Consider the following 20619-nt stretch of genomic DNA (forward strand, 5'->3'; position numbering starts at 1 on the left):
GGACGAGCCTATGACGAAAGGGTACCTCGAGTGACAGACACCGGCCGCACGGAAAGGCAAGTGCTGGAGGAGTTGAACCCCGACGAGCAGGCATTCCTCAAGCGCGTACTGGAGATCGAGCGCGCCAAGCTCCACGTCCTGGCCTACGACGCTGTCGACGACCTACTCGCCGCGGTGAAGGAGATCCTCCCGTGAGGCTGCACTCGATCACACTCACGAACTTCCGGCAGTTCAGAGGCGAGCAGCACTTCGACCTCCGCACGGACAAGGTCAAGCCGGTCACGTTGATCTTCGGCGCCAACGGCGCGGGCAAGACGACGCTGCTCAACGCCTTCACCTGGGCACTGTACGGAACATTCTCCGACGATGTCGAGGAGCAGCACCGACTGGTCACCGACAGCACCTGGCGCACAATTATGATCGGCGACTCCGCCGAGTTCGGTGTCGAAGTCGTGTTCGACCACGAGGGTCAGACCTACCGGATCCGCCGGCGCTCCCGCATGCGCAAGGAGTCAGATCAACAATCGCCCATCACGCCCGACCTCGAGCTGTGGAGCACGAAACCCGACGGGTCCTCCGAGGAGGTCGGGGCGCCGCAGAACATGATCTACACAATCCTGCCGCGTGGCGTAAGCCGCTTCTTCTTCTTCAACGGTGAACGCATCGAGAACCTGGTCAAGAAGGACGCATACAGCGAGGTCAAGAAGGACATCAAGGTCCTGCTGGACCTAGAGCAGGTCGAGCGGTCCCTCGAACACCTTCCCCGGGTTGATCGACGGCTGGGCAACGACATCCGCAAGTACGGGGACGCCAACGTCGGCGAGATACAGCAAGCCATCGATGAACTGACCAAACGCAAGGGCATTCTCCGGGATGAGCGGAAGATCCTGGAGGGCGACTTGGCATCGCTCGAACAGGAGCGTTCCAGTGTGCTCGACTTGCTTCGCCAGAACGAGACAGCAAAACCCACCCAGGAACAGCGTGACAACGTCACCCGACAACTCGAAGAAGGCAAGATCGCACTGCAGGAAGCGGTCAACGAACGCGCCAACATAATCGCCAAGCGCGGCTTCCTCGCCTTCGCGGAGAGCCTGGCCGAGTCCACCAGCCAGATGACGAACGCGATGTACCAGAAGGGCGCACTGCCCGCACCGCTCAAACGCGAGTTCGTCGACCAGCTCCTCGAAGACGAGGCGTGCATCTGCGGGACGCGGCTGCACCAGCATACCGAGTCCTGGAGGTTGGTGACCCAGTGGCGCCAGCGCGCAGGCCTCCAAGCCGTGGAGACGGCTTGGCAAAAGCTCCGCGGACAGATTGACCCCATGAACGCGGATCGCCGGGACTTGCGCGACTCGCTCAGCCAGGCCGTGAAGCGCATCGGTGACCTGCGCGACTCGATCGCACGACTTGAAGAGCAGAAGTCCGAACTGGACGACAAACTCCGCAACAATCGCCAGGAGAACGTCCAGAAGCTGGAGTCGAAGCGCATAGATCTGGACATCCGCCACGGCGAGAGGCAGCGCCGACTCGGCGCGGTTGGCAGCGAACTCGAACAGGTCACCAAGAACATCGAGAAGAAGGTCCGCGAACGCGAGACCGCCGAGGTCACCGATGAACTGGCGGCCAAGGCACGTGCCCGCTCCAACCTTGTTCGAAACGTGCAACGCGCACTGGACGAGATCCTGACGATCCGCTCGGAGGACATGCGCCGCCGTCTCGACGCCAAGTTGAAGACGACCTTCCGCAGCATCACCTACAAGAACTACGTGCCGTCCCTGAACGAGCGGTTCGAGCTCACGCTGCACACAGATGTCGACGGCGTGCCGCACCCGGTGCCGAAATCCACCGGTGAGAGCCAGATCCTAAGCCTCAGCTTCGTCGCGGCGGTGTCCGAGCTCGCTCGGGAGATCCGGCGGGAACGACGCGCCGAGGGGGATCCCGCAGAGGACGCGGGTACCTACCCCATCGTGATGGACGCGGCATTCGGGTCACTCGACCACAACTATCAGGAAGCGGTTTCCCGCGCGCTGGCCCAGATGGCGCCGCAGCTCGTGGTCTTGGTCAGCAAGAGCCAAGGCCTGGGCAAAGTGGTGGCCGAGCTCAACCCGTATGTCAGCCACCTCGGTGTCATCGAGTCCCACACCAGCCTGGCGGGTACGACCGAAGACGACATCGAGCTGGGTGGTCAGAACTACCCCTACATCCGACCTGCCGACACTGACCACTCCCTGCTCAAGGAGATCAAACGATGACCGCGCCCATGGACCATCGTGCCCGTCGCCCGGCAGAGCACGAACGGCTCATCCACGAACTTCGAGACGACGCTGGTTTCGGCGCGTACCGCGACATCCTGATCTTCGCCGCCGCTCTGGGCTTCCGCAACGACCGCCGTAAGCCAGTCACCAAGCCCGCTGGCGACCCGATCCGCTACGAGGTCCTGATCAGCGGCTCCGGATACAGTGAAGCACTGATCAACATGATCGCGGTCAACGTGTCCGACGACCCGGAGATCATGGACGACGCCCGCCTCGAGGAGCGGATCAAGATCTTCGAGGAGTACGCGAACGGGGGGCTGGACTGCATCCAGGAACAGATCAACGTCCGGCACCAGACCGCGGCCCTCGTGGTCACCGACTTGGTCACAGAAGCCCTGAGCGATTCCGGCGGCGCCACGGCAGCCTCGGTCGAGGAACTCCTGAGCAGCACAACCTGGTAGTCAGGCCACATGCGAGGGTGGTTGGTCCTACATGGAATCCGGTAGGACCAACCACCCTCTGCGTTGTCAAGTGTGGCGGCACAGCGCCCGTGGACACGTCGCGCCCGTTCTGGGCCGATCTCATCACCGACTTCACCCCACCGCGCTAGCCGCCCCCGCATCCGCCGAGCCGACGGCCGCGGTGACCTTCACCGGAGCGGCTTGACGCGACAGTCGCGACTGCGGACCTGATCATCGCCAGCCTCCCGCTGGGACGCTCGGGGGTCCCGCCCGCCGAAAGCGCGGCGCTGCTTGCGGCCCGACTGCTGCGGGGCGGTGGCGTTTCGTCGTGCTCACCCACTGTGACTGGTACGGCGGTCGGTTGACCGACCCGACCGGGGAGGTGGTGGCCGCCGGGCAGACCGCGGACCTCCTACCTGCAGCACATCGGCGAGGCGGTTGGGGGGCGCTGCGCCCGGGTCCGCGGGCTGCCCGCGCCCCACCGACGCATCCATTCCGTCCGTTCCACTAGCCCATCGCTGACTGACTACAAACCACTACCGCTGTCCATCGATTCCGCTACCCGTGCAACCAGTGCCCCTTCGTGGTGTTTGGGTGGGGTTGTCCGGGGGCGCTTGGTGTGGGTGGTGTGTTCGCGGGGCTCAAGTTGACCAGGTGCGGGACCAGAGGGTTCGGCGGTCACGTTCCAGGGTGATCCAGGCGCTGCCTTGGTGGGCTACGGCTTCCAGGACTGGTAGGGCCGCGTCCATGCCGGAGGTCGCCGCGGCGAGGCGTTCCAGTTCGGATTCGTCGGCGGCTTTGGTGTCGTCCTCGATGTCGAGGCGTTCGTCGACGGTGATGATCTCGTGGTTGTTGAGCAGGCGGAGGGTGAAGAGGCGGTTGCGGACCTTGCCCGGCCTCTTGTACGCGGCCTTCTCCTGGACCCGCAGCGAGGCGGAGGCGATGCGGTCGTACCCGAAGGTGTCCCAGCTCGTGTCCTTGATCTCGCCGGTGAGGAAGTCCAGGTACCCCTGCGATGCCCGGACGCCGTGGGTGGTGAGCAGGATGACGGTGACCTTGTAGTCGGTGTAGCGCGGCGGTCCGTGGTGCACCCGGCCGAGCCTGCCGCCGGGCTTCCACTGGTTGATGACCACGTGCGAGACGAGGTCCCGCTCGGTGATGTTGCCCGCGCGCAGCGCCTCGGCCTTGAGGTGCGCCTTGTCCAGCGCCAGCCACCTGGCCATCTCGCTGTCGGTCGGGCGGTCCCGCAACTCCCGCCGCCACCGGTCGAACTCGGCCATCTCCTCGTCGAACACCTCGTTGGCCTCCTTGAGCGGCAGCAGGGCGGCGCGGCCCGCCGCGACGACCTCCACCAGCCCCGGCACGGCGAACCAACCGCCCACCAGCAGCGGGATGGCCTGCCAGCGCTGCGCCCCGAACAGCAGCAGGAGCACACCCGCGACGGCGACCAGGACCCCGGCCGCCTGCCACAGCCGGGCGCCGCCGGGGGCGGTGGGTTCCGGCTGCCCGTACCGGTCGTGGTGCGGCCACTGCACGGCGACCCGTCGCGCGTGCCAGTCGAGCAGCCACTTGTGCTTCTTGACCTGATCCGGGTCGTCGAAGCGGAGTTGGGCGTTGAAGCGCTGCTTGAGGCGGGTGCGGTAGCCCGCGGCGTACCGCGACCACTCCGCGGCGTACTCGGGGCGCGCCTCGCGGAAGCAGCGGTCGACGAGCTTGTCGACGGCGGTCGGTCCCGCGGGTTCGTTCTCGGCCTTCTCGGTGTCCCGCCGCAGGGCCACGTTCAGCAGGTGCGCGGTGTGCTCGATGCCGTAGCGGCCCAGCACGGCGCACCCGGCCACCACCAGCAACACCCCGGCCACGAGGGAGAACGTCACCGGGCCGAAGAAGAGGCCGATGAACGACACCAGCGCCAGCAGGCCCCCGACGATCACGGGCCGCCGGTCCCCGGTCTCCCCCAGGAGCATCCGGGGCTGGTACCGGACCGGCTCCGCGGGATCGGGCTCGAAGAACAGCCTCGCCCGCAGGACGCGGTCGCGGGAGAAGCGCTCCGCGCCGACCTCGTGCTTGCGCTCGGCGTTGAGCTGCTGCTCGACCAAGCCGTCGACCAGCATCGCCAGGTGCGTGGTGATCTCGTCCTGCCGCTCGGCGGGCAGCCTGCCGAACGCGCCCACCGCGGCGAACGACGCGCCGCCGTCGTCGGACCGGACGTGGTCGAGGATCTGCCAGACGACGTGCAGTGCCTGCTTCCACCGGTCCTGCGGCAGCGAGTCGCAGATCTTCCTGGCGTCCCGGATGCCGCTGACCAGGCGGCTGGTGAGGTCGGCGAAGCCACGCTCGCTGAGCACGGACAGCACGTAGTAGTAGGCGCGCTCGGTGGACGGGTCGCCGTTGAAGACGAGCTCGGCGAGCAACTCCTCGGCGTGGCGCGGGACGCCGCCGGTCAGGTAGGCGAGTGCGACCTCCTGCTTGCGCTCGGGCCGGTCGCCCTTGTCGACGGTGTAGATGGTGGCGTCGTGGTAGACGCTGTAGACGCCGATCTGGGTGTCGACGTGGCCGTTGCCCGAGACGATGTTCTGGTTGTCGATGTCGTACCGGTCCCCGTCCTCGGTCATCGGGATCCCCCGATCGAGCCGAGGTTGACGCCGATCTGCTGGCCGACGTGGGCGTTGTCGCGGGCGATGTTCCTGTTGTGGATGACCGGGACCCCGGGCGCGTGGCCCCCGGCGCCGGGTTCTCCAGCCTGCTCGGCACCGGGTTCGAGCGCGGTGATCAGCGCGATGGCGAACGCCGCGGCGTTGCGGGCCGCGAGCGCCTGCCCGCCAGCCCGGTCCGCGGCGGTCTTCTCGCCGTCGGCGTGGTCGCTGATGCCGCGCACCGCCATCGCGTGCACCTGGTTGCCGAGGTGCGCCGCGTGCGCGAACCCGGAGCCCTCCATGTCGACGGCCACCGCGTCGTTGTACGAGGTGCGCAGCCTGCGGGCCAGCTCGGAGGTGCGGGAGTCGAGCACGGCGTCGCCGACCGCGATGGGCTGGAAGTGGACGGCGGGTGCCCTGGCGGGGAGGTGGGCGTGCCAGGCGTCGCCGCGCAGCAGCCTCCTGGCCTCCTGGTCGAGGCGGTGCGAGACGGACCAGGCCGACGGGCGCACCAGGAACTCGTCGTCCTCGCTGCGCCCGCCCTGGTAGGAGTAGATCTTGGTGGCGACGACGACGTCGCCGATCGCCAGGCACTCGCGCAGGCCGCCCGCGACACCGACGAACACCATGGCGGCGGGGGCGAAGGCGGCGTTGGCCCGCTCGGTGAGCGTCGCCGCGGCGGTGGTGCCGACCCCGGTCAGGGCCAGCGCGACGCGGTGCTCCGGGTGGCCTGCCACCACCCCGACGTCGAACACCGTGCCGGACGGGTGCCGCCGCGGCCGCACGTCGCACAGGTGCGCCAAGACGGCCGCGTGCTCGACGTCGAGCGCTGTCATGATCACATTCACCGGTTGCTCACTCCAACACGATCGGGCGCCCCGGGACCGGGCAACTGCGAGGCGGGTATCGGGATCAGGGGTGGTGTCGTGGTGGCACAGCGGCAGAACCTGTGACACCGCTCTAATTGTCATGCTGACACGAACCGGCGGCGAGCACAAGTGCTTTGGTAGAGCCAATAGTCAAGTTGACAAAAACTAGCCTAGGCGCCGGAACGCGGCCGCATCATCGGCGGGACCAGTTCCGCCGCGGCACCCGCGCGGTACAGGGCAGCGGGCCTGCCGGTGGCCGAGGGGCGCTTGTCGCCGGTGGGTTCGAGGAAACCGTCGGCGTCGGTGACCTTGCGGTGGAAGTTGGGCTTGTCCAACTCGACCCCCCACACCGTCTCGTAGACCTCGCGCAGGTCGCCGATGGTGAACTCGGGTCCGCAGAAGACAGTCGCGATGGTGCTGAACTGCAGCAGCGTGCGGGCCAGGTCCACCGCGTCGGCCAGGATGCGGTCGTGGTCGAAGGCCAACCCTGGATCCGCTGCCCGCGCGACCGGCACCCACCTGGCGGCGCGCGCGTCCGACCCGGCGACCGGGACCGGGAGGTCGGCGGCGATGGCGAGGAAGGCGCAGGTCACCACCCGAGGGCGGCGCGGGTCCCGGTCGGGTGCGGAGTAGACGCCCACCTGCCGCAGCCGCAGGCCCACGGCGTCAAGACCGGTCTCCTCGGCCAACTCCCGCGCCGCGGTCTCCTCCAGTGACTCGTCACCGCGCAGGAAGCCGCCGGGCAGGGCCAGCCGCCCCTGGAAGGGCTTGTTCTCCCGCTCCACGAGCAACACGCTCAGCACACCGTCCCGAATGGTCAGGATGATCAGGTCTGCGGTGAGCGTGACCGTCTGCCGTGCGCGGTTCATGCGCGGAGACTACCCACTGGCGCGCCCACACCTCGGGATGCGCGGAAGTCCTAGTGGATGCCGATGATGGTCAGGGCCGCCCAGTGGTAAAGCCGGTGCGCGCGCAGCGCCGGGTCGCGGAGGATGGCGGACAGGGAGGCGGCAGGCGAGGTGGTGTGCGGGAACTCCGCGTAGAGAGCGGAAAGGCAGTCGCTGACGATGCTGTCCTGGCTGCCGATCTCGAAGGTGGTCGAGACGACGTGGGTGGCGCCCGCGGTGAGGGCGGCCACGGCGAGGCCGAGGGGTTCGTACTGGTCGTCACCCGCGAACGTGGTGTGGCAGGAGGCAAGGGACAGGTACGCGGGCGGGGTGGGTGTTCCGGTGAGGAAGTCGGCGGCGGACAGGGCGATGGCCGGGCCCGCGAGGATGGCGTGGGCCAGGCCGGGTTCGCGGTTGCCGTGCGCGGCGACGACCGCGGTGCGCCAGCGGGTGCCGCCGCGCACGAAGACGGAGACCACCTCGGCCGGGTCGGTGACGCGGGTGTGGCCGTCGGGGTGGGTCGACAGCGCGTCCAACTCGGGGGCATCGATGTCGGCGGTGGTGTCCTGCCAGGAGACCGCGGCCACCGGCGCGGGCGCGACCGGCTCGCGGTCCTGCAGCGCGGTCAGGAAGCGCAGCGACGGCGCCAGCACGATGTCGGCGTGGTCGACCAGCAGGTCGTCCTCTGTGGACAACGGGATGGCGGCGAGCGGCAACGACCACAGCCAGCCGGTGGGGATCACCACCAGCCGCACGGGATCGGGCGCGCTCACCAGGTGGCGCACGAACGCCTCGGGCAGCACCCGGGTCAACGGCGCCAGATCGCCCGCCCGCAGCAGGATCCGCTCCCGGTGCTCCGCGCTGAGCAGCGCCGCCTTCAGGCGCTCGACCTCCTCGGTCACCGGCACCGCGATCGACTCGCACGCACCGCCAGGCGCGCGCCACACCGACACCAGGTGCTCGCCGTCCGCGGTGCGGATGGGGACGAGGACAAGCACGTCCTGGCGCACGTCGGCCAGCCGGTCCATCCGCAGGGGTTCGGCGCCGAAGGTCTCCGCGAACAGGTCGTTGGTGCGGTCGCGGAGGGTGGTGTACAGCTCGGACAGTCGTTGGCTCAGCTGCGGCTCCGACTGCTCGGCCAGGGTGCGGGGCGCGGAGCGGACACCGCGCTGGCTGGGGTCGTGCTCGGCGAGCGCGGAGCTGACCGCGGCGATCTCGGCGAGCAGGTCGGCGAGGTCGGGCGGGAGGTCGGCGTGGCCCCGGCGCAGCAGGCCCGCGAGGCGGTCGGTGCGCAGGCGTTCGGCGACCTCCAGCACCAGTTCCCCGTCACCGATGCGGGCCGCGAGCAGCATGCCCTGTTCGTAGTGGGCGCGGATGTTGTCGGTGATGTGGCGGCGGGCCGTGCCGGAGGCCACCGCGCCCCGGATCCGCTCCAGGTGCCCCATGCCCGCGCGCAGGTGGACGGCGGTGGTGGCGTGGTCGCCGGACTCGTACGCCATCAGGGCGCTGCCCGCCGCGGCGGCCACCGCGAACATCGTGGCGCCCGAGGCCACCGCGGCGGCCTCGGAGGCCGTGTAGGACTCCAGCGCGGCCTCGGTGTTCCCGGAGCGGCTCTGGTACTCCGCGTACAGCAGGTGGTCGCGGGCCTGGTCGAGCGCGTCGCGCGCGGTGCTGGTCAGCCTGCGCGCGCCCTTGGAGTGCCCGGCACCCAGCACTTCCAGCAGATCGATGTGCCAGCCGACGCCGTCGACCCCGGCGGTGAGACCGGCCTCCCGGTACACCTCCCCCGCCTCGCGCAACGCGGTGCGCACCCGCCACAGGTTGCTGATCGACTCGGGCAGGCGGCTCCACCCCCGGACGGACATACCGCCGTTGCGCGCCAGTTCGAGCCGGGCGCGCGCCTTGAGCAGGTTGGCCTCGCTCACCTGGTTGCCGCCGACGACCCGCAGGAGCCGCTGGTACTCGTCCAGGCACCGCGCCGCCTCGTCGAACTCCCCCGCCGTGGTGTGCAGGTGGGCCAGTGGCAGCGTCAGCTCGGCCATGGTGAACGCGTCGTCGGCCTGCTCGAGCGCCTCGGTGGCCAGGTCCTTGGCCATGGCCCACTCGTGACCGCCGACGACCACCCCGCGCTGGAGGAAGTTGGCGAAGTAGACGACGGCGAGCATCTTCAGCCCGCCGGAACCGATCTCGTCGGCGACGTCGAGCAGCTGCCGGGTCAGGTCGATGGACTCCGAGCGGTAGCCCGCGGCGTTGAGGGCGCGCGCCCTGAGCATGTCCGCCAGTCCGACCAGGTACCGGTCGCCGACCGCGCGGTGCACCGCCGCGGCCTCCTCGGCGAGGTCCAGCGCCGTGTCGTGCTTGCCGACCATCAAGTCCCACGCCGCGTGCTCACGTGTGAGGTCAGCGAGCAGGTGCACGTCCGAGCAGCGGTCCGCGACTGCCAGGGCCGCGTCGAGGAGGGTCCGCTTCTCCTTGCGGTAGCTGCGGCGGGCCTCACGGGCGATGCCGGTCCGGGCGGCGAGGACTCCGTCGTCGTCGCCCAGGCGCTCGTACCCGCGGGCGGCTTCCTCGTACTGCCGCGCGGAAGCCCTGCCGTCGCCCTGGGTCCAGTTCAAGGTCGCCAGCGCGAAGGCCACCAGCGGGACGTCGACGCCCTGCGGGGTCAGGGTTTCCAGCAGGCGCAGCCCCTCGGCGCCGTCGCCTGCCCTGCGCAGGAGCTCGGCGCGCAGCACCACGTCACCGGGAGCGGTGACACCGGCGGAGAGCTCGAGCGCGGTGGTGAGGTCGGTCGCGGCCAGGTGCCAGGCGGGGGCCGCGCCGTCGTCGCCGATCGGGGGGAGGTGCGGGTACTTCACCTGGTGGTCTCCTCAACGCTTGGTCAGCGGGAACTCAGCCAGAACACGCAGCAGCAGGGCGAACTCGGCGGCGCTGTAGCCGAGGAACGCGATCTCGTTGAGCAGGGTGCCCGGGGTCGCGCGCAGGTGGTCGAGCGCGGCGTCGACCATGCGGCGCGCGGTCCTCTCCGGCTCGGCACCGGGGTCGGCACCGACCCCGAGCAACGGGAACAGCACCGTCCGCACCCGATCGTCCTCGGCGGCCTCGCGTTCGGCGCAGGCCAGCGCGTTGGTGACGCACTCGTCGACGTTGCGCACCTGCCGGAAGCCCGCGCCCGGCTCGCCCTGCACCGACGCGACGTGGATGATCCGGCGGACGTTGTTGGTCGCGGTCAGCCGCCCGGCCCCGGTCACCACCGCCGTGCCGGGGGCGACCGAGCGCCTGCCCGCGACCGCGGCCGTCAGCTCGTCGGCGACCAGGTCGTCGATCACCTGCCCGGCCCCGTCGTGGGCGGCACCCCAGTACCGGATGATGGCCGACACCGAGAAGTCGTTGTGCCTGGCCATCTGCATGTCGGTGTTCTCGCTGTTGACCCACATGTCGATGTGGCGGACCCTGCGGATCCGCCCCGGCACCACGGCGATCCCGCAGCGGGGGTTCCCCTTCACCTCGTACCGCACCGGTTGCGCCTCGGCCACGCCACCGGCGGCGCGCAACCGCAGCGCGGGCGCCAACCTGAGCAGCTCGTCCACCAGCGCCGACATGTCGTTGTCGAACGAGTAGTGCCGCAGCCGCACCGCCTGGCAGCGGACGAGGCCGACGATGTCGTCGGGCAGGTCGGCGACCACGGGGAGGTCGGCGTCCTCGATGAGGACCGGGACCACGCGGATCCCGGACGCCAGCGCCATGGCGATCTCGCGGCGCACCCAGTCCCGCTCACCGGAGACCGACCAGCGCTCGCCGATCACCGCCAGCAGCACGGAGCACTCGCGCAGCCGGTCGAACGCCTCCCGGACGTAGTCGTCACCCGCGCGGATGGACCGAGCGGCCAGGAACACGCTGTCCGACCCGAATCGCTGCCCCAGTTCGCGGTAGAGGAGCGTGGCGTAACCGGGGTCTTCGCGCACCCGGTAGTTCACGAACACCTCAGGCATCGCGAGTGCCTCCTCGACGATCATGATATCAGCGGCCCCGCCCCCGGTGGGCGAATCCCGGCCTGCTCAAGGCAATCCCCTCCGGCGGCCGCCGACCAAGGATCCAGGTCCGCGCACCCGACTGGCAGTGGGCGACGCGGCCCGGCGGGGCAGTTGTCCTGGAACTGTCGTGCTTTTCGGCCACCACGGCGGGTGGGCGGCTGTCGTACGCTTTCCCCCCGAGACCGCGGCGAGAGGGGATGGGCATTGCCGACCGACGACGCCCTGCGGGACGGTGCGCTGGTCGAGAAGGTGCGGGCGGCAGCGCTGCAGGTCCTGGGGAACGTGCTGCGGTGGCGGGTGGCCGCGCGGCGGTGGCCTCGGCTGGCCGACCTCGTCGCGGCCGTCGAGCACGCCGTCGCCGCGGGCGACACCGCCGCGCTCGACATCGCGGCCGCGAACCTGGAAGCCGCCACGCCGTTTCGCAACCAGCAGATCAACCAGCCGCCGGAGGCCCGCGTCGGCGCACCGGACGAGCTGCGGGAGCGGATCAACCGGCTCCAGCACGACCTCGGGCGCCACACCGACGAGGAGGACGCCGATGCCGGTTCCCGCGGTGACCGCTGAGGAACTGGTCGTCCACGCGTTCGTCGTGGCGGACACCGTCACCGGTGACCAGCCGTACCACCTCCTGCGGCGGATGTGGCACGCGCTGAGCCCGCTGATGGGGCACCCGGTCAGTGGCACGGGGATCGCGGTCGACCCACCGGAGGACCTGCCGGACGAGTCCGTCGAGGAGGTGGTCCTCGCCGTCGCGCAGAACGTCGACGGCACCGCGCAGGCCGTGCTGCGCCGCAGGCACGACGTGGTGAACCTGTCGGTGCTGTTCACCGGCTCCTGCGGCTGGCGCGAACACGAACGCCGCTGGGAGTCGGTCGTGGCGGGTGCGCACGAGCGACTGCTCGGCGAGGTGCGGATCTACTTCGGCCACACACCACCCGGGTCCGGACCGGACTTGCCCGCGAGCGCCGAGTTGGCCGCGGTGGTGGCCGCCCGGCTGCCCGACGTGCCGACGGTGCGCGGCTGGGAGGGCACCGGGGTGACGACGAGGAACGGCTTCCCGGTCTGGGAGATCTCGCCCCGCGCGGACGAGCGGCGGCTGCGCAGGCTGGTCGTCCTCACGCCGCAGGACCGCGATCGGGAGCTGAGCGCGTGGGTGTGGTCGGACGGGCGGCCGGTGGCGCCGCTGCTGGCCAGATATCTCATCCACGCGGCCAAGCTGCGCTACCAACTCCGGGTGTGGGACCGGGGTCGGATAGCCGCCGCGCTCCGGTCCCGGGTGGCGAACGCCGTCGCCGCTCTCGGGGACGACGCGCGCGCCGCAGACACCGGTTCGGTCGAGGCGGACGTCGTGTCCACGCTGACCGCCCTGGCCACGATGCGGCGCACGGTCGAGATCGCCGAGGACAACATGGCGCGGACGCTCGACGGCGTCGCCGACGGCGGCATGTTCGCCGAGGACAGGACCCTCGCCCGCGACGCCCGGATCTGGCTGGCCGACGAGCAGGTGTACCTGGAGCTCGACCGCGACCTGCTGCGCGACGCCCGTGCCGTGCCCGCGCGGACCGCGCCGCGCCCGGTGCCCGTCGAGTCCGGCCCCACGGTCGGCCTGCTCACCGCGATGACGGTGGAGTTCAACGCGATGCGGTCGCTGCTGCTCGACCAGCGGCGCGCCCCCGCCGCCGGGCACGCGGACTACCTGCTGGCCGAGCTGCCCAGCGCCGACCCGGCAAGCCCGCACCGGGTCGTGCTCGCCCAGACCGGGGCGACGGCCAACGCCGCTGCCTCCGACGCGGCCACCAACATGCTGCGCAGCCACCCCACGGTGTCCTGCCTGGTCATGACCGGGGTGGCGGCGGGCATCCCAGCACCCGACGCGCCGCAACGGCACGTCCGACTGGGGGACGTCGTCCTGGCCACCTGGGGTGTCGCGGACTACGCCCACCTGGTCGTCACCGAGGACGGGGCGACCAGCCGGGCGGTGTTCCCGCGCCCGTGGCACTACCTCACCAGGGTGTCGGACCGGCTGGAGGTGGACGAACTGGCGGGCGAACGGCCCTGGGAGCAGTGGCTGGACGAGGCGGGCCCGGCGTTCCGCCGCCCGCCAGACCGCACCGACGTGCTGGCGCCCCTCACCCCAGGTGGGCAGCGCAGGCGCCACCCGCGCCGCGACCGCAGCGGGCACCGGCCCGGGTACCCCAAGGTCCACAAAGGACGAATCGGGAGCGCCGACATCTCGGTGCGCGATGCCGCGCTGCGGGACCGGATAGCCGCCGCGCACAACCTGCGCGCGGTGGAGATGGAGGGCGCGGGAGTGGGGACCAGCGCGTTCCTCAACGACCGCCACTGGTTCATGGTCAGGGGCATCAGCGACTACGCGGACAGCACCTACACCGCCGACTGGCGCCCCTATGCCGCGCTGGCCGCCGCGGCGTACGTCCGGGCCTTGTTGGCCGCGGCCATTCCTTTCGACCAACTCTGAAGGCCGCGCCGACGACCCGCGCGCGCTCCTCGCCAACCTCAGCGGAGTTCTTTTATCCCTATTCGGGGGTTAATATTATCCACTCCGCCGGGCGGGCTGCTGAGGGGGGCGGGGGGCGCTACTCTCGGGCGCCTGTGCCGAGGGTGGAGGGAATTGGTGGAGGAAGACTGGGCGGCGGTGGCTGCTGTGGTTGGGGAGCGGATGGTGGCGCTGGGGCTCAATCAGCAGGAACTGATCCGGCGGTCGCAGCTGTCGAAGGGGACCATTCGGGAGATCCAGTACAACCTCGGCGACCGCAAGCGCAGTCCGCTGACGTTGGAGGCGTTGTCGACGGCGTTGGAACTGCACCCGCAGCACCTGGTTTCCGTGCTGGAGCACCGGTCCCCGCCGCAGCCGGGTGAGCCTGCGGCGAAGTCGGCCGATGACGTGCCCGGGTACCTGGAGTTGATCGTCCACCTGTTGCGGGAAATCAGCGGGAAGATCGACGTGATCGATGTGCGGACGGAACGGCTCGACCGGATCGAGAACAACGTGCAGCTCATTGTCGACCAATTCCACCGGCTGACCGAGAAAGCGCCGGGTGAGGATTCCGCGACCGGTTGAGGGTTCAGCGGATCTCGACTTCCGGGTATCGCGCGACTTCCCGGTCGAACACCGCGGTGGGCACGCCGCGCAGCCAGCGGTCCACGAAGGCGCGGACATAGGTGCGTTGCAACTCGACCGCGCGGGTAGGGCTAACGGTGCCGAATAGCTCGGCGAAGACGTCGGCTGGTAGTGCGCGCAGGTTGCCGGGCTCGACGTAGTACGGCGCGTCGGTGAAGCTGTAGTGGCCCATGGTGTTCACAGCCAGGTGACGACCCCACGAGCGTTGCACCGAAGCCCATTCAGTCCATGAGTCGAAGTGCCACGCGCCGGTCAGCAAGAGCGCTGGAACCGGGACTGGAGCCACCGGTGACGTAAGACCACCGTCGAGATTAAGAGCGGCGTGGATCCGACGGTCGGTTCGGGCGGCTTCGAAGGCGGTAGCGCCACCTGCGGAGTGGCCGACGGCAGCGACTCGACGTGGGTCCACCAGGCGGCGGCGGAGCAGTTCGGTCAGTACCGTGCTGAGGTCGTCGGCCCGGACCCGGATCGCGGCGGCGATGTCGTCCTCGGGCGGGAGTCCGTGGTAGATCACGCGACCGTCGGGGAAGCGCACCGCGGCGGCCTCGTAGGTGTGGTCGACGGCGGCGACGAGGTACCCGTGGCTGGCCAAGTCTTCCGCGAGCGCCGTCCCGGTGGCCCGCGAACCCGCGTAACCGTGGCTGAACAGCACAAGCGGCAACCGAACCGGCACTGCGGCACCGTCCCGCACAGCATTGGGTGTGATCACCCGCAGCGAGTCCCGCGGCGCGCCGAGCGCGGCCTCCAACGACCGGGTCACCTCGACGTCGGCGTACTCGGCGCGGGCGCCCCTGGTGGTCCACGTCGGGTACCACAGCTGGACCATCAGCTCGCGCAGCCGCGGCGACGGCGCCCACGGGTCCACTCTGGACTGATCGACGACGTGGACGGCCGTGGTGGCCACCGGCAGAACACCGGTCGGGCGCGGCAACCGGACCACCGGGGTCCCGGCTGCCGGAGCCACCGTCGCGGTGGCCGGGGTCGCTGTCGCGGTGGCCGGGGCAGTCGTCGCGGTGGCCGGGGCCAAGAGCAGCACCTGGGCGCACACCAGGGCGAGGAACAGGGTGACCACACGCGACCTCATGGGCCGCAGGCTAGCGACAACCGGCCATTATGGTCTAGACCTATGCCTCGCCCGGGTGCCGGTCAGGCCCGGTGGTGCAGCGTGGCGGTGAAGACCGGGCCGTCGGCGGAGCCGCAGCGCTGGGTGATGTCGGCGTCGAAAGCGGTGAGGCGCCCGGTGTCCTCGTCGCGCTCCAGGGTGCTGATGGTGAACTCGGCGACGTCGCTGCCGCAGCCGAGACCGTTCCAGATCACCTGGATGCCGACGTTGTCCGGGTGTTGGTACCGGTTGGTCACGCCGGTGTACGTCCCCGGCACGAGCGGGGCGCCACCGGCACCGGAGAGTTCGACGGCCAGCCAGTCGACTCCGCGGCCGTAGTTGTCACCGTCGAACTTGATGACGTTGTCGTACTCCCAGATCCTCGGTTCCAGCTCGGGGGTAGCCCACGCGCCGCTGGACCCATTGACCGGAAAGGCGCCGGGCGGGTCCACGACCGAGCCTGCCCTGGCCGGTGGTGCGATCGGGTGGATGTCTTGCGGAGGAACGGTGTCCGAACTCCACCCGTTCGGCGGTGCCGCTAGTAGTCGCCCTTGCCGCGCTTCTTGTGCGGCAGCACGTTGTTGTGCCGGTACGCCTCAGCGGTGGTGGGCGAGGTCGAGGGGATCGGCTCGGTGAACGACCGGATCAGGTTGACCACCGCCTGCCGCTGCTCTTCGGTCAGCCGCATCACCAGCTCGCGGACCTCGGTGACCGTCGCCGTCGGCCGCCCGGCGCGGGCTGGCTCGTACTTGGTCGGGTCGAGGTTGGCCAGCCGCAGCGCCTCGCTCGGTTCGATGTCCACCGCCAGCGCGGCGTTGATCACCGTGTCCGCCTTGGGGCGGAACGGCTTGCGGTCCGCCCGCCGCCCACTCTCCAACTGCTGCCACGAGGTGCGCGAGAACCGGGCCTTCTGCGCCGCGTCCTCCTGCGACCAGCCCTTATCGTCGCGCGCACGGCGCAGCAGTTCCCCGAGTGGCCAAGAGTTGGTGTCTTCGCCGTCCCGACCGGTCATGGCGCAGATGATCCCGCATGCCAAGCGCCATGACGACAGCGAAACGCCCATGTGATCGTGTTGCCTATTGTTTCGCAAATGTGCGCAAGCCGTAGTGTCCACTGTGGACTGAGCGGCGGCCGTCGACACCCGAATGGCGGTGGATTTCGCACCACTGCGGGATTCGGTGGCCCCGGCGGTTCACCGGGATGGCCCAACGCCGCCGCCACAAGCAGTCAGCTCCATCCCGGCGGTGTCGTGACCGGACAGCGCCGCTCGCCGCGTTCCCCAGCCGGGCGACGTGCGATCTCGGAACCACCTGGACACGAACGGGTACATCTGGCAGATCCGGCCGAGGGCGTCAGGGGCACTGTCGATGTTGGCCGCTCCCCCGCGTCCACGCAGGTCGGCACCTACACAGAGTGTGAGCAGGCGATTCGGTGGTCACTAGATGGGGTGAAGCGCGTTCCACCTAGTCGGGCAAGACCTCGCGGCCCCCGAGCGGCGTCGACCTGTCGTCCCCTCTCCGGCAACCGATTCTCGTACCCTGCGAGTTACTCGTCAGGACCCGTCACGAGCCAAGGAGTGTGGCACGGCCTATGTCGACCCCGCACCGTCCTCCGATCACCGCCGCCCTGCGCGCGGAGGCCAGGTCGGCGCCGAACAGCTGGCTGCCGGTCGTCGCCGAGGACGGGCAGGTCGCGGGCAGGTACCTGGTCGACGACAACGGGGACATCACCAGCGAGTTCGTCCCCAACCCGCGCTACCGCCCCCGGTGGGCACCCGCGATCACCCCCGACATGCGCTCCTACGCCCTGAGCCACCCCGGCGGCTGGGTCGAGGTCCTCGACCCCTCCCACCCCGGCCCGGACACCCCCGAGTGGGCGGTGGTCGGCCGCTACCCGGTGGACACGTGGGGCGGGATCATCGCCGAGTTCCAGGCCAACCCGCAGTACCGACCGTCCCCGGTCGCGCTGGGGTGGCCCGAGCCGCGGTCGGAGGCAGAGGCCGTGCTGCAACTCGCGCACACCGGGCAGATCGAGTACCGGGAAGCCGTGATCGCCGTCCTCGCCGCGACGCTCGTGCTGCCCGCAGACCCGACCCGGCCGCCCCGGACTCGGCTGGTGCTGCGCGACCGCGTGGTGGACGCGTTCGTGACCGACGACGCGGTGCCGCCGGACTGGCCGCAGCACTGGCAGAAGTTCAGCGGAGTCGAGATCGCGATCCTGATCGACCGGCTGGCGGACCAGGCCGGGGGGCCGCCGGACCTGCTGCTGCACGCGGCGCCGGACCTGCAGGTGCGGATCCCGGGGCCGGTGCTGATCGAGGCACTGCGGTTGGTCGCTGGCTGAGTTCGCGGTTGGTGGCTGGGTGGTTGTCCTGGTGGGCGACTTGGCGGGTTTCTGGCTGGGTGATTGTGCTGGTTGACGGCGTGACGGATTCCAAGCCGGTGACTGGGCGAGCCCGCCGTTGCAGGCCAGTTGGTGCAGTGGCCAGTTGATTCCACCGGTGTTCGACTGGCGGATTCCCGGTCGGCGGTTGGGCGAATCCGCCTCTGGTGGCCAGTTGATTCCGCCAGTGGATGGCCTGGCGAACCCCCGGTCGGTGACTGGACGAACCCGCTGGCTGTGACCAGTTGATTCCGCTGGCGAACTCCAGACCGATGGCTGGGTGAACCCGCTGACAGTGGCCAGTCAATTCCACCCGGTGGGCGACCTGGCGGACTCCGGCCGGTGGCTGGGTGGCCCCACCGGGAACGGCCGGTTGATTCCGCCGGTGGGCGACTTCCCGGCCGGGTGGCTGGGCGAATCCACCGTTGGTGGCCAGTTGATTCCGCCGGTGGGCGGCCTGGCGGACTCCAGGCTGGCGACAGGGCGGAGCCGCTGCTGGTGGCCGGGTGTGGGGGGGTTATCCACATGGTGGCTGGTTGTCCACAAGGCCGCGCGCGAGGCTATTGACGCCGTGGGCGGGGCGATAGGTTCAGAGATGGGGCCCCGGGCCCCGGGAGGGTGGGCCCCGGGAGCGGAGTTGATCTTGGGTGGGGCGGGGGGCAAGGGGGTTGCGGGAGTGTGGGGTTGGCTGATCGTTATCAGCCAGCAGCGGGGCGGGGTCAGTCGTTGTCAGCCAGCAGCAGCGGGCAGAGTCAGTCAGCGTCGGGGGTTGGGGTGGTGGCCAGGGTGGCCAGGTGGGACAGCGCTGTGGCGAGGGTGGGCAGGGGTGGGGAGGCCAGCGCTAGGCGGATGGCTTGTGGGGGGGTTGTTGGGGGGATGGTGAAGGCGGCGGCGGGGGTGATGGAGATTCCGGCTCGGGCGGCGGCGGCTACGAGGGTGTCGGGGCGCCAAGGGGGTGGGAGGCGCCACCAGAGGTGGTAGGAGCGGGGGTCGGCTTGGGTGTCTTGGTCGGACAGGTACTGGGCGGCCAGGGATTGGCGGGTTTGGGCGTCGGCGCGTTTGGCGGTGCGGAGGCGGGCGGCGGTGCCGTCTGTTGTCCAGGTGGTCATGGCGGTCATGGCGACGTGCTGTGGGGACCAGCCGCCGGAGCGGATGGTGTTGATCAGCGCGGGGCGCAGGGCGGGCGAGGTCAGCGCGAAGCCGAGGCTGAGGCCGGGGGCGACGCGCTTCGACAGGCTGTCGACGAGAACCGCGCGCGACACGAGCGGCCACAGTGGAGGGTCGTCGTGGAGGAAGCTGTAGATCGCGTCCTCGATGAGCGGGATGTCCCTGGCGCACAACAGCTCCGCGATCTCCTCGCGGCGACGCGGTCCCATCGAGACACCCAGCGGGTTGTGCAGCGTGGGTTGCAAGTAGACAGCACGCAGCCCCACCGCCGACGACAGCGCCTCCGGTGTCACCCCCTCGCCGTCCGTCGCCAGCGGTACGAGGACCACACCCAGGCGCGCGGCGATCCCTTTCACCACCGCGTAAGTGATGTCCTCCACCCCCAACCGCTCCCCCGGCGCCACCAGAGCCGCGATGGCCCCCGCGATCGCCTGGCGCCCGTTGCCCGCGAACAACACGTCCTCCGGGCGCGGCGCCCACCCCCCACGCGCGAGTAGCTCAACAGCCGCCGCCCGAGCCGGAGGAGTGCCGGCAACACCAACGGCCCGCAGCGACTCGGCGAGCACGTCGTGGCGGAGGATCGCGCGCAGGCTCTCCGCGATCAGCGCCGTGTGCTCCGGCAGGACCGGGAAGTTGAGCTCCAGATCAACCGGCGCACCGCTCGGCTCGGCCAGGGCGGACTCCGCGACCGACGGCGTGGCGCGCACGTACGTCCCCCGCCCGACCTCGCCGACCACCAACCCCCGCCGCACCAGTTCGGCGTACACGCGGGACGCCGTGGACACCGCGATCCCGTGGTCACGGGCGAAGCGGCGCTGCGGCGGCAGGCGCGTACCGGCACCGAGCTTGCCGTTGGCGATGTCGCGGGCGATCCGGTCGGCGACTGCGCGGAAGTCCATCATTGCTCCGAGGGCATTGTTTTCATTGCTCCGACAGCATGCCCCGAATACGGTGGTGGGGACAAGGAGGCCCCAATGCTGCTGCTTATCCACGGCCACCCGTTCGACCGCACGATGTGGACGCCCCAACTGGCCCGGTTCGATGCCGTCGCCCCCGACCTGCGCGGCTACGGCACGGCGGAACCCGCGTCCGGCGTGACCAGGATGAGCACCTTCGCCGACGACCTCGCAGCCTTGGCCCCGAACGAGCCTCTAGTCCTGTGCGGCCTGTCTATGGGCGGCCAGATCGCTATGGAGTTCCACCGGAAGTACCCGGAACGCGTACGCGCCCTGATCCTCGCCGACACAACCGCCCGCGCGGAGACAACACAGTCGCGACAGGACCGCCTCGACATGGCCGACAGGCTCAGTCGCGAAGGGATGGGGCCCTACGCGCGCGAAGTCCTGTCCAAGATGGTCGCCCCCGGGAACGACGAAGCCGCAGAGCACGTGCTGAAGATGATGCTGTCAGCGCCACCGGAGGGCGCAGCAGCAGCGCAACGCGGACGAGCAGACAGACCTGACTACCGCGAGTCTCTGCGCGCCCACCCCGTGCCCACCTTGGTCGTAGTGGGCAGTGAAGACGAGTACACCCCGCTTGACGAGGTGAAGCTCATCCCCGCCACGCACGTCGTAGAGATAGGAGGCGCGGCGCACCTGCCCAATCTGGAGCGACCCGAGGAGTTCAACGACGCCGTCGCCCGGTTCCTGACGGCTCTCTGAGACGCGCGTCTCGTTGTAGTGCACGAAAG

Annotated in this window: 17 protein-coding genes; 8 read left to right on the top strand and 9 right to left on the bottom strand. The window is 70.1% G+C overall.

Annotated elements, in window-relative coordinates; genetic code table 11:
- Window positions 1–60: 60 nt before the first annotated feature.
- From CLV68_RS35560 to CLV68_RS00425, 3 genes are read left to right on the top strand one after another with little or no spacing between them, the layout of a single operon-like run.
- Entirely contained in the window at window positions 61–195 is a 135-nt protein-coding gene (locus tag CLV68_RS35560) for a hypothetical protein (RefSeq protein ID WP_281274617.1), read from the top strand.
- Window positions 192–2252 carry an AAA family ATPase gene (locus CLV68_RS00420; protein ID WP_170224011.1) on the top strand — a complete coding sequence of 687 codons (2061 nt, stop codon included), beginning with the start codon at window positions 192–194 and terminating at the stop codon, window positions 2250–2252. Before CLV68_RS35560 ends, CLV68_RS00420 begins: the two co-directional genes overlap by 4 nt.
- Window positions 2249–2716 carry a DNA phosphorothioation-associated protein 4 gene (locus CLV68_RS00425; RefSeq protein WP_121388675.1) on the top strand — a complete coding sequence of 156 codons (468 nt, stop codon included), beginning with the start codon at window positions 2249–2251 and terminating at the stop codon, window positions 2714–2716. Before CLV68_RS00420 ends, CLV68_RS00425 begins: the two co-directional genes overlap by 4 nt.
- A gap of 641 nt (window positions 2717–3357) precedes the next feature.
- Here the strand turns inward: CLV68_RS00425 and CLV68_RS00430 are convergent.
- The 5 genes from CLV68_RS00430 to CLV68_RS00450 form a co-directional block, all read right to left on the bottom strand.
- On the bottom strand, window positions 3358–5328 hold the full coding sequence (locus CLV68_RS00430; RefSeq protein WP_121388676.1) for a hypothetical protein: 1971 nt from the start codon (window positions 5326–5328) through the stop codon (window positions 3358–3360).
- Window positions 5325–6185, bottom strand: a complete 861-nt coding sequence (locus CLV68_RS00435) for a 5'-methylthioadenosine/S-adenosylhomocysteine nucleosidase family protein (RefSeq protein ID WP_246009608.1) — start codon at window positions 6183–6185, stop codon at window positions 5325–5327. Before CLV68_RS00435 ends, CLV68_RS00430 begins: the two co-directional genes overlap by 4 nt.
- A gap of 203 nt (window positions 6186–6388) precedes the next feature.
- On the bottom strand, window positions 6389–7087 hold the full coding sequence (locus CLV68_RS00440; protein ID WP_121388678.1) for an NUDIX hydrolase: 699 nt from the start codon (window positions 7085–7087) through the stop codon (window positions 6389–6391).
- A 50-nt stretch (window positions 7088–7137) separates the two neighbouring features.
- On the bottom strand, window positions 7138–9960 hold the full coding sequence (locus CLV68_RS00445) for a CHAT domain-containing protein (RefSeq protein ID WP_121388679.1): 2823 nt from the start codon (window positions 9958–9960) through the stop codon (window positions 7138–7140).
- Between the two features lie 12 nt (window positions 9961–9972).
- The gene (locus CLV68_RS00450) at window positions 9973–11094 is read right to left on the bottom strand and encodes a TIR domain-containing protein (RefSeq protein ID WP_170224012.1); all 1122 of its coding nucleotides are present in this window, start codon (window positions 11092–11094) and stop codon (window positions 9973–9975) included.
- 246 nt (window positions 11095–11340) lie between these two features.
- Between CLV68_RS00450 and CLV68_RS33255 the strand changes: the two genes are divergently transcribed.
- The 3 genes from CLV68_RS33255 to CLV68_RS00460 all read left to right on the top strand — a co-directional run bounded on the left by CLV68_RS33255 (window position 11341) and on the right by CLV68_RS00460 (window position 14218).
- Window positions 11341–11700, top strand: coding sequence for a CATRA system-associated protein (locus tag CLV68_RS33255; protein ID WP_147459849.1), 360 nt, complete (start codon window positions 11341–11343; stop codon window positions 11698–11700).
- A complete protein-coding gene (locus tag CLV68_RS00455; protein WP_121388681.1) occupies window positions 11675–13615 on the top strand; it encodes a CATRA conflict system CASPASE/TPR repeat-associated protein in 1941 nt (646 codons plus the stop codon). Before CLV68_RS33255 ends, CLV68_RS00455 begins: the two co-directional genes overlap by 26 nt.
- Window positions 13616–13792: 177 nt before the next feature.
- Entirely contained in the window at window positions 13793–14218 is a 426-nt protein-coding gene (locus tag CLV68_RS00460; protein ID WP_246009609.1) for a transcriptional regulator, read from the top strand.
- A gap of 4 nt (window positions 14219–14222) precedes the next feature.
- Here the strand turns inward: CLV68_RS00460 and CLV68_RS00465 are convergent, their stop codons facing one another.
- The 3 genes from CLV68_RS00465 to CLV68_RS00475 form a co-directional block, all read right to left on the bottom strand.
- The gene (locus CLV68_RS00465) at window positions 14223–15362 is read right to left on the bottom strand and encodes an alpha/beta hydrolase family protein (RefSeq protein ID WP_121388682.1); all 1140 of its coding nucleotides are present in this window, start codon (window positions 15360–15362) and stop codon (window positions 14223–14225) included.
- A gap of 62 nt (window positions 15363–15424) precedes the next feature.
- A complete protein-coding gene (locus CLV68_RS00470; protein WP_121388683.1) occupies window positions 15425–15832 on the bottom strand; it encodes a hypothetical protein in 408 nt (135 codons plus the stop codon).
- Between the two features lie 86 nt (window positions 15833–15918).
- The gene (locus tag CLV68_RS00475) at window positions 15919–16392 is read right to left on the bottom strand and encodes a helix-turn-helix domain-containing protein (RefSeq protein ID WP_170224013.1); all 474 of its coding nucleotides are present in this window, start codon (window positions 16390–16392) and stop codon (window positions 15919–15921) included.
- Between the two features lie 578 nt (window positions 16393–16970).
- Between CLV68_RS00475 and CLV68_RS00480 the strand changes: the two genes are divergently transcribed.
- Window positions 16971–17723: a type VII secretion system-associated protein gene (locus tag CLV68_RS00480; protein WP_121388685.1), complete on the top strand. Its 753-nt coding sequence runs from the start codon at window positions 16971–16973 to the stop codon at window positions 17721–17723.
- Window positions 17724–18514: 791 nt separating this feature from the next.
- Here the strand turns inward: CLV68_RS00480 and CLV68_RS00485 are convergent.
- Window positions 18515–19828 carry an aminotransferase-like domain-containing protein gene (locus CLV68_RS00485; RefSeq protein ID WP_121388686.1) on the bottom strand — a complete coding sequence of 438 codons (1314 nt, stop codon included), beginning with the start codon at window positions 19826–19828 and terminating at the stop codon, window positions 18515–18517.
- A 75-nt stretch (window positions 19829–19903) separates the two neighbouring features.
- Here CLV68_RS00485 and CLV68_RS00490 point away from each other — a divergent pair, with 75 nt between their 5' ends.
- A complete protein-coding gene (locus CLV68_RS00490) occupies window positions 19904–20590 on the top strand; it encodes an alpha/beta fold hydrolase (RefSeq protein WP_121388687.1) in 687 nt (228 codons plus the stop codon).
- Window positions 20591–20619 lie beyond the last annotated feature (29 nt).

Origin of the sequence: Actinokineospora cianjurensis (assembly GCF_003663795.1) — a bacterium.
Taxonomy (GTDB): domain Bacteria; phylum Actinomycetota; class Actinomycetes; order Mycobacteriales; family Pseudonocardiaceae; genus Actinokineospora; species Actinokineospora terrae.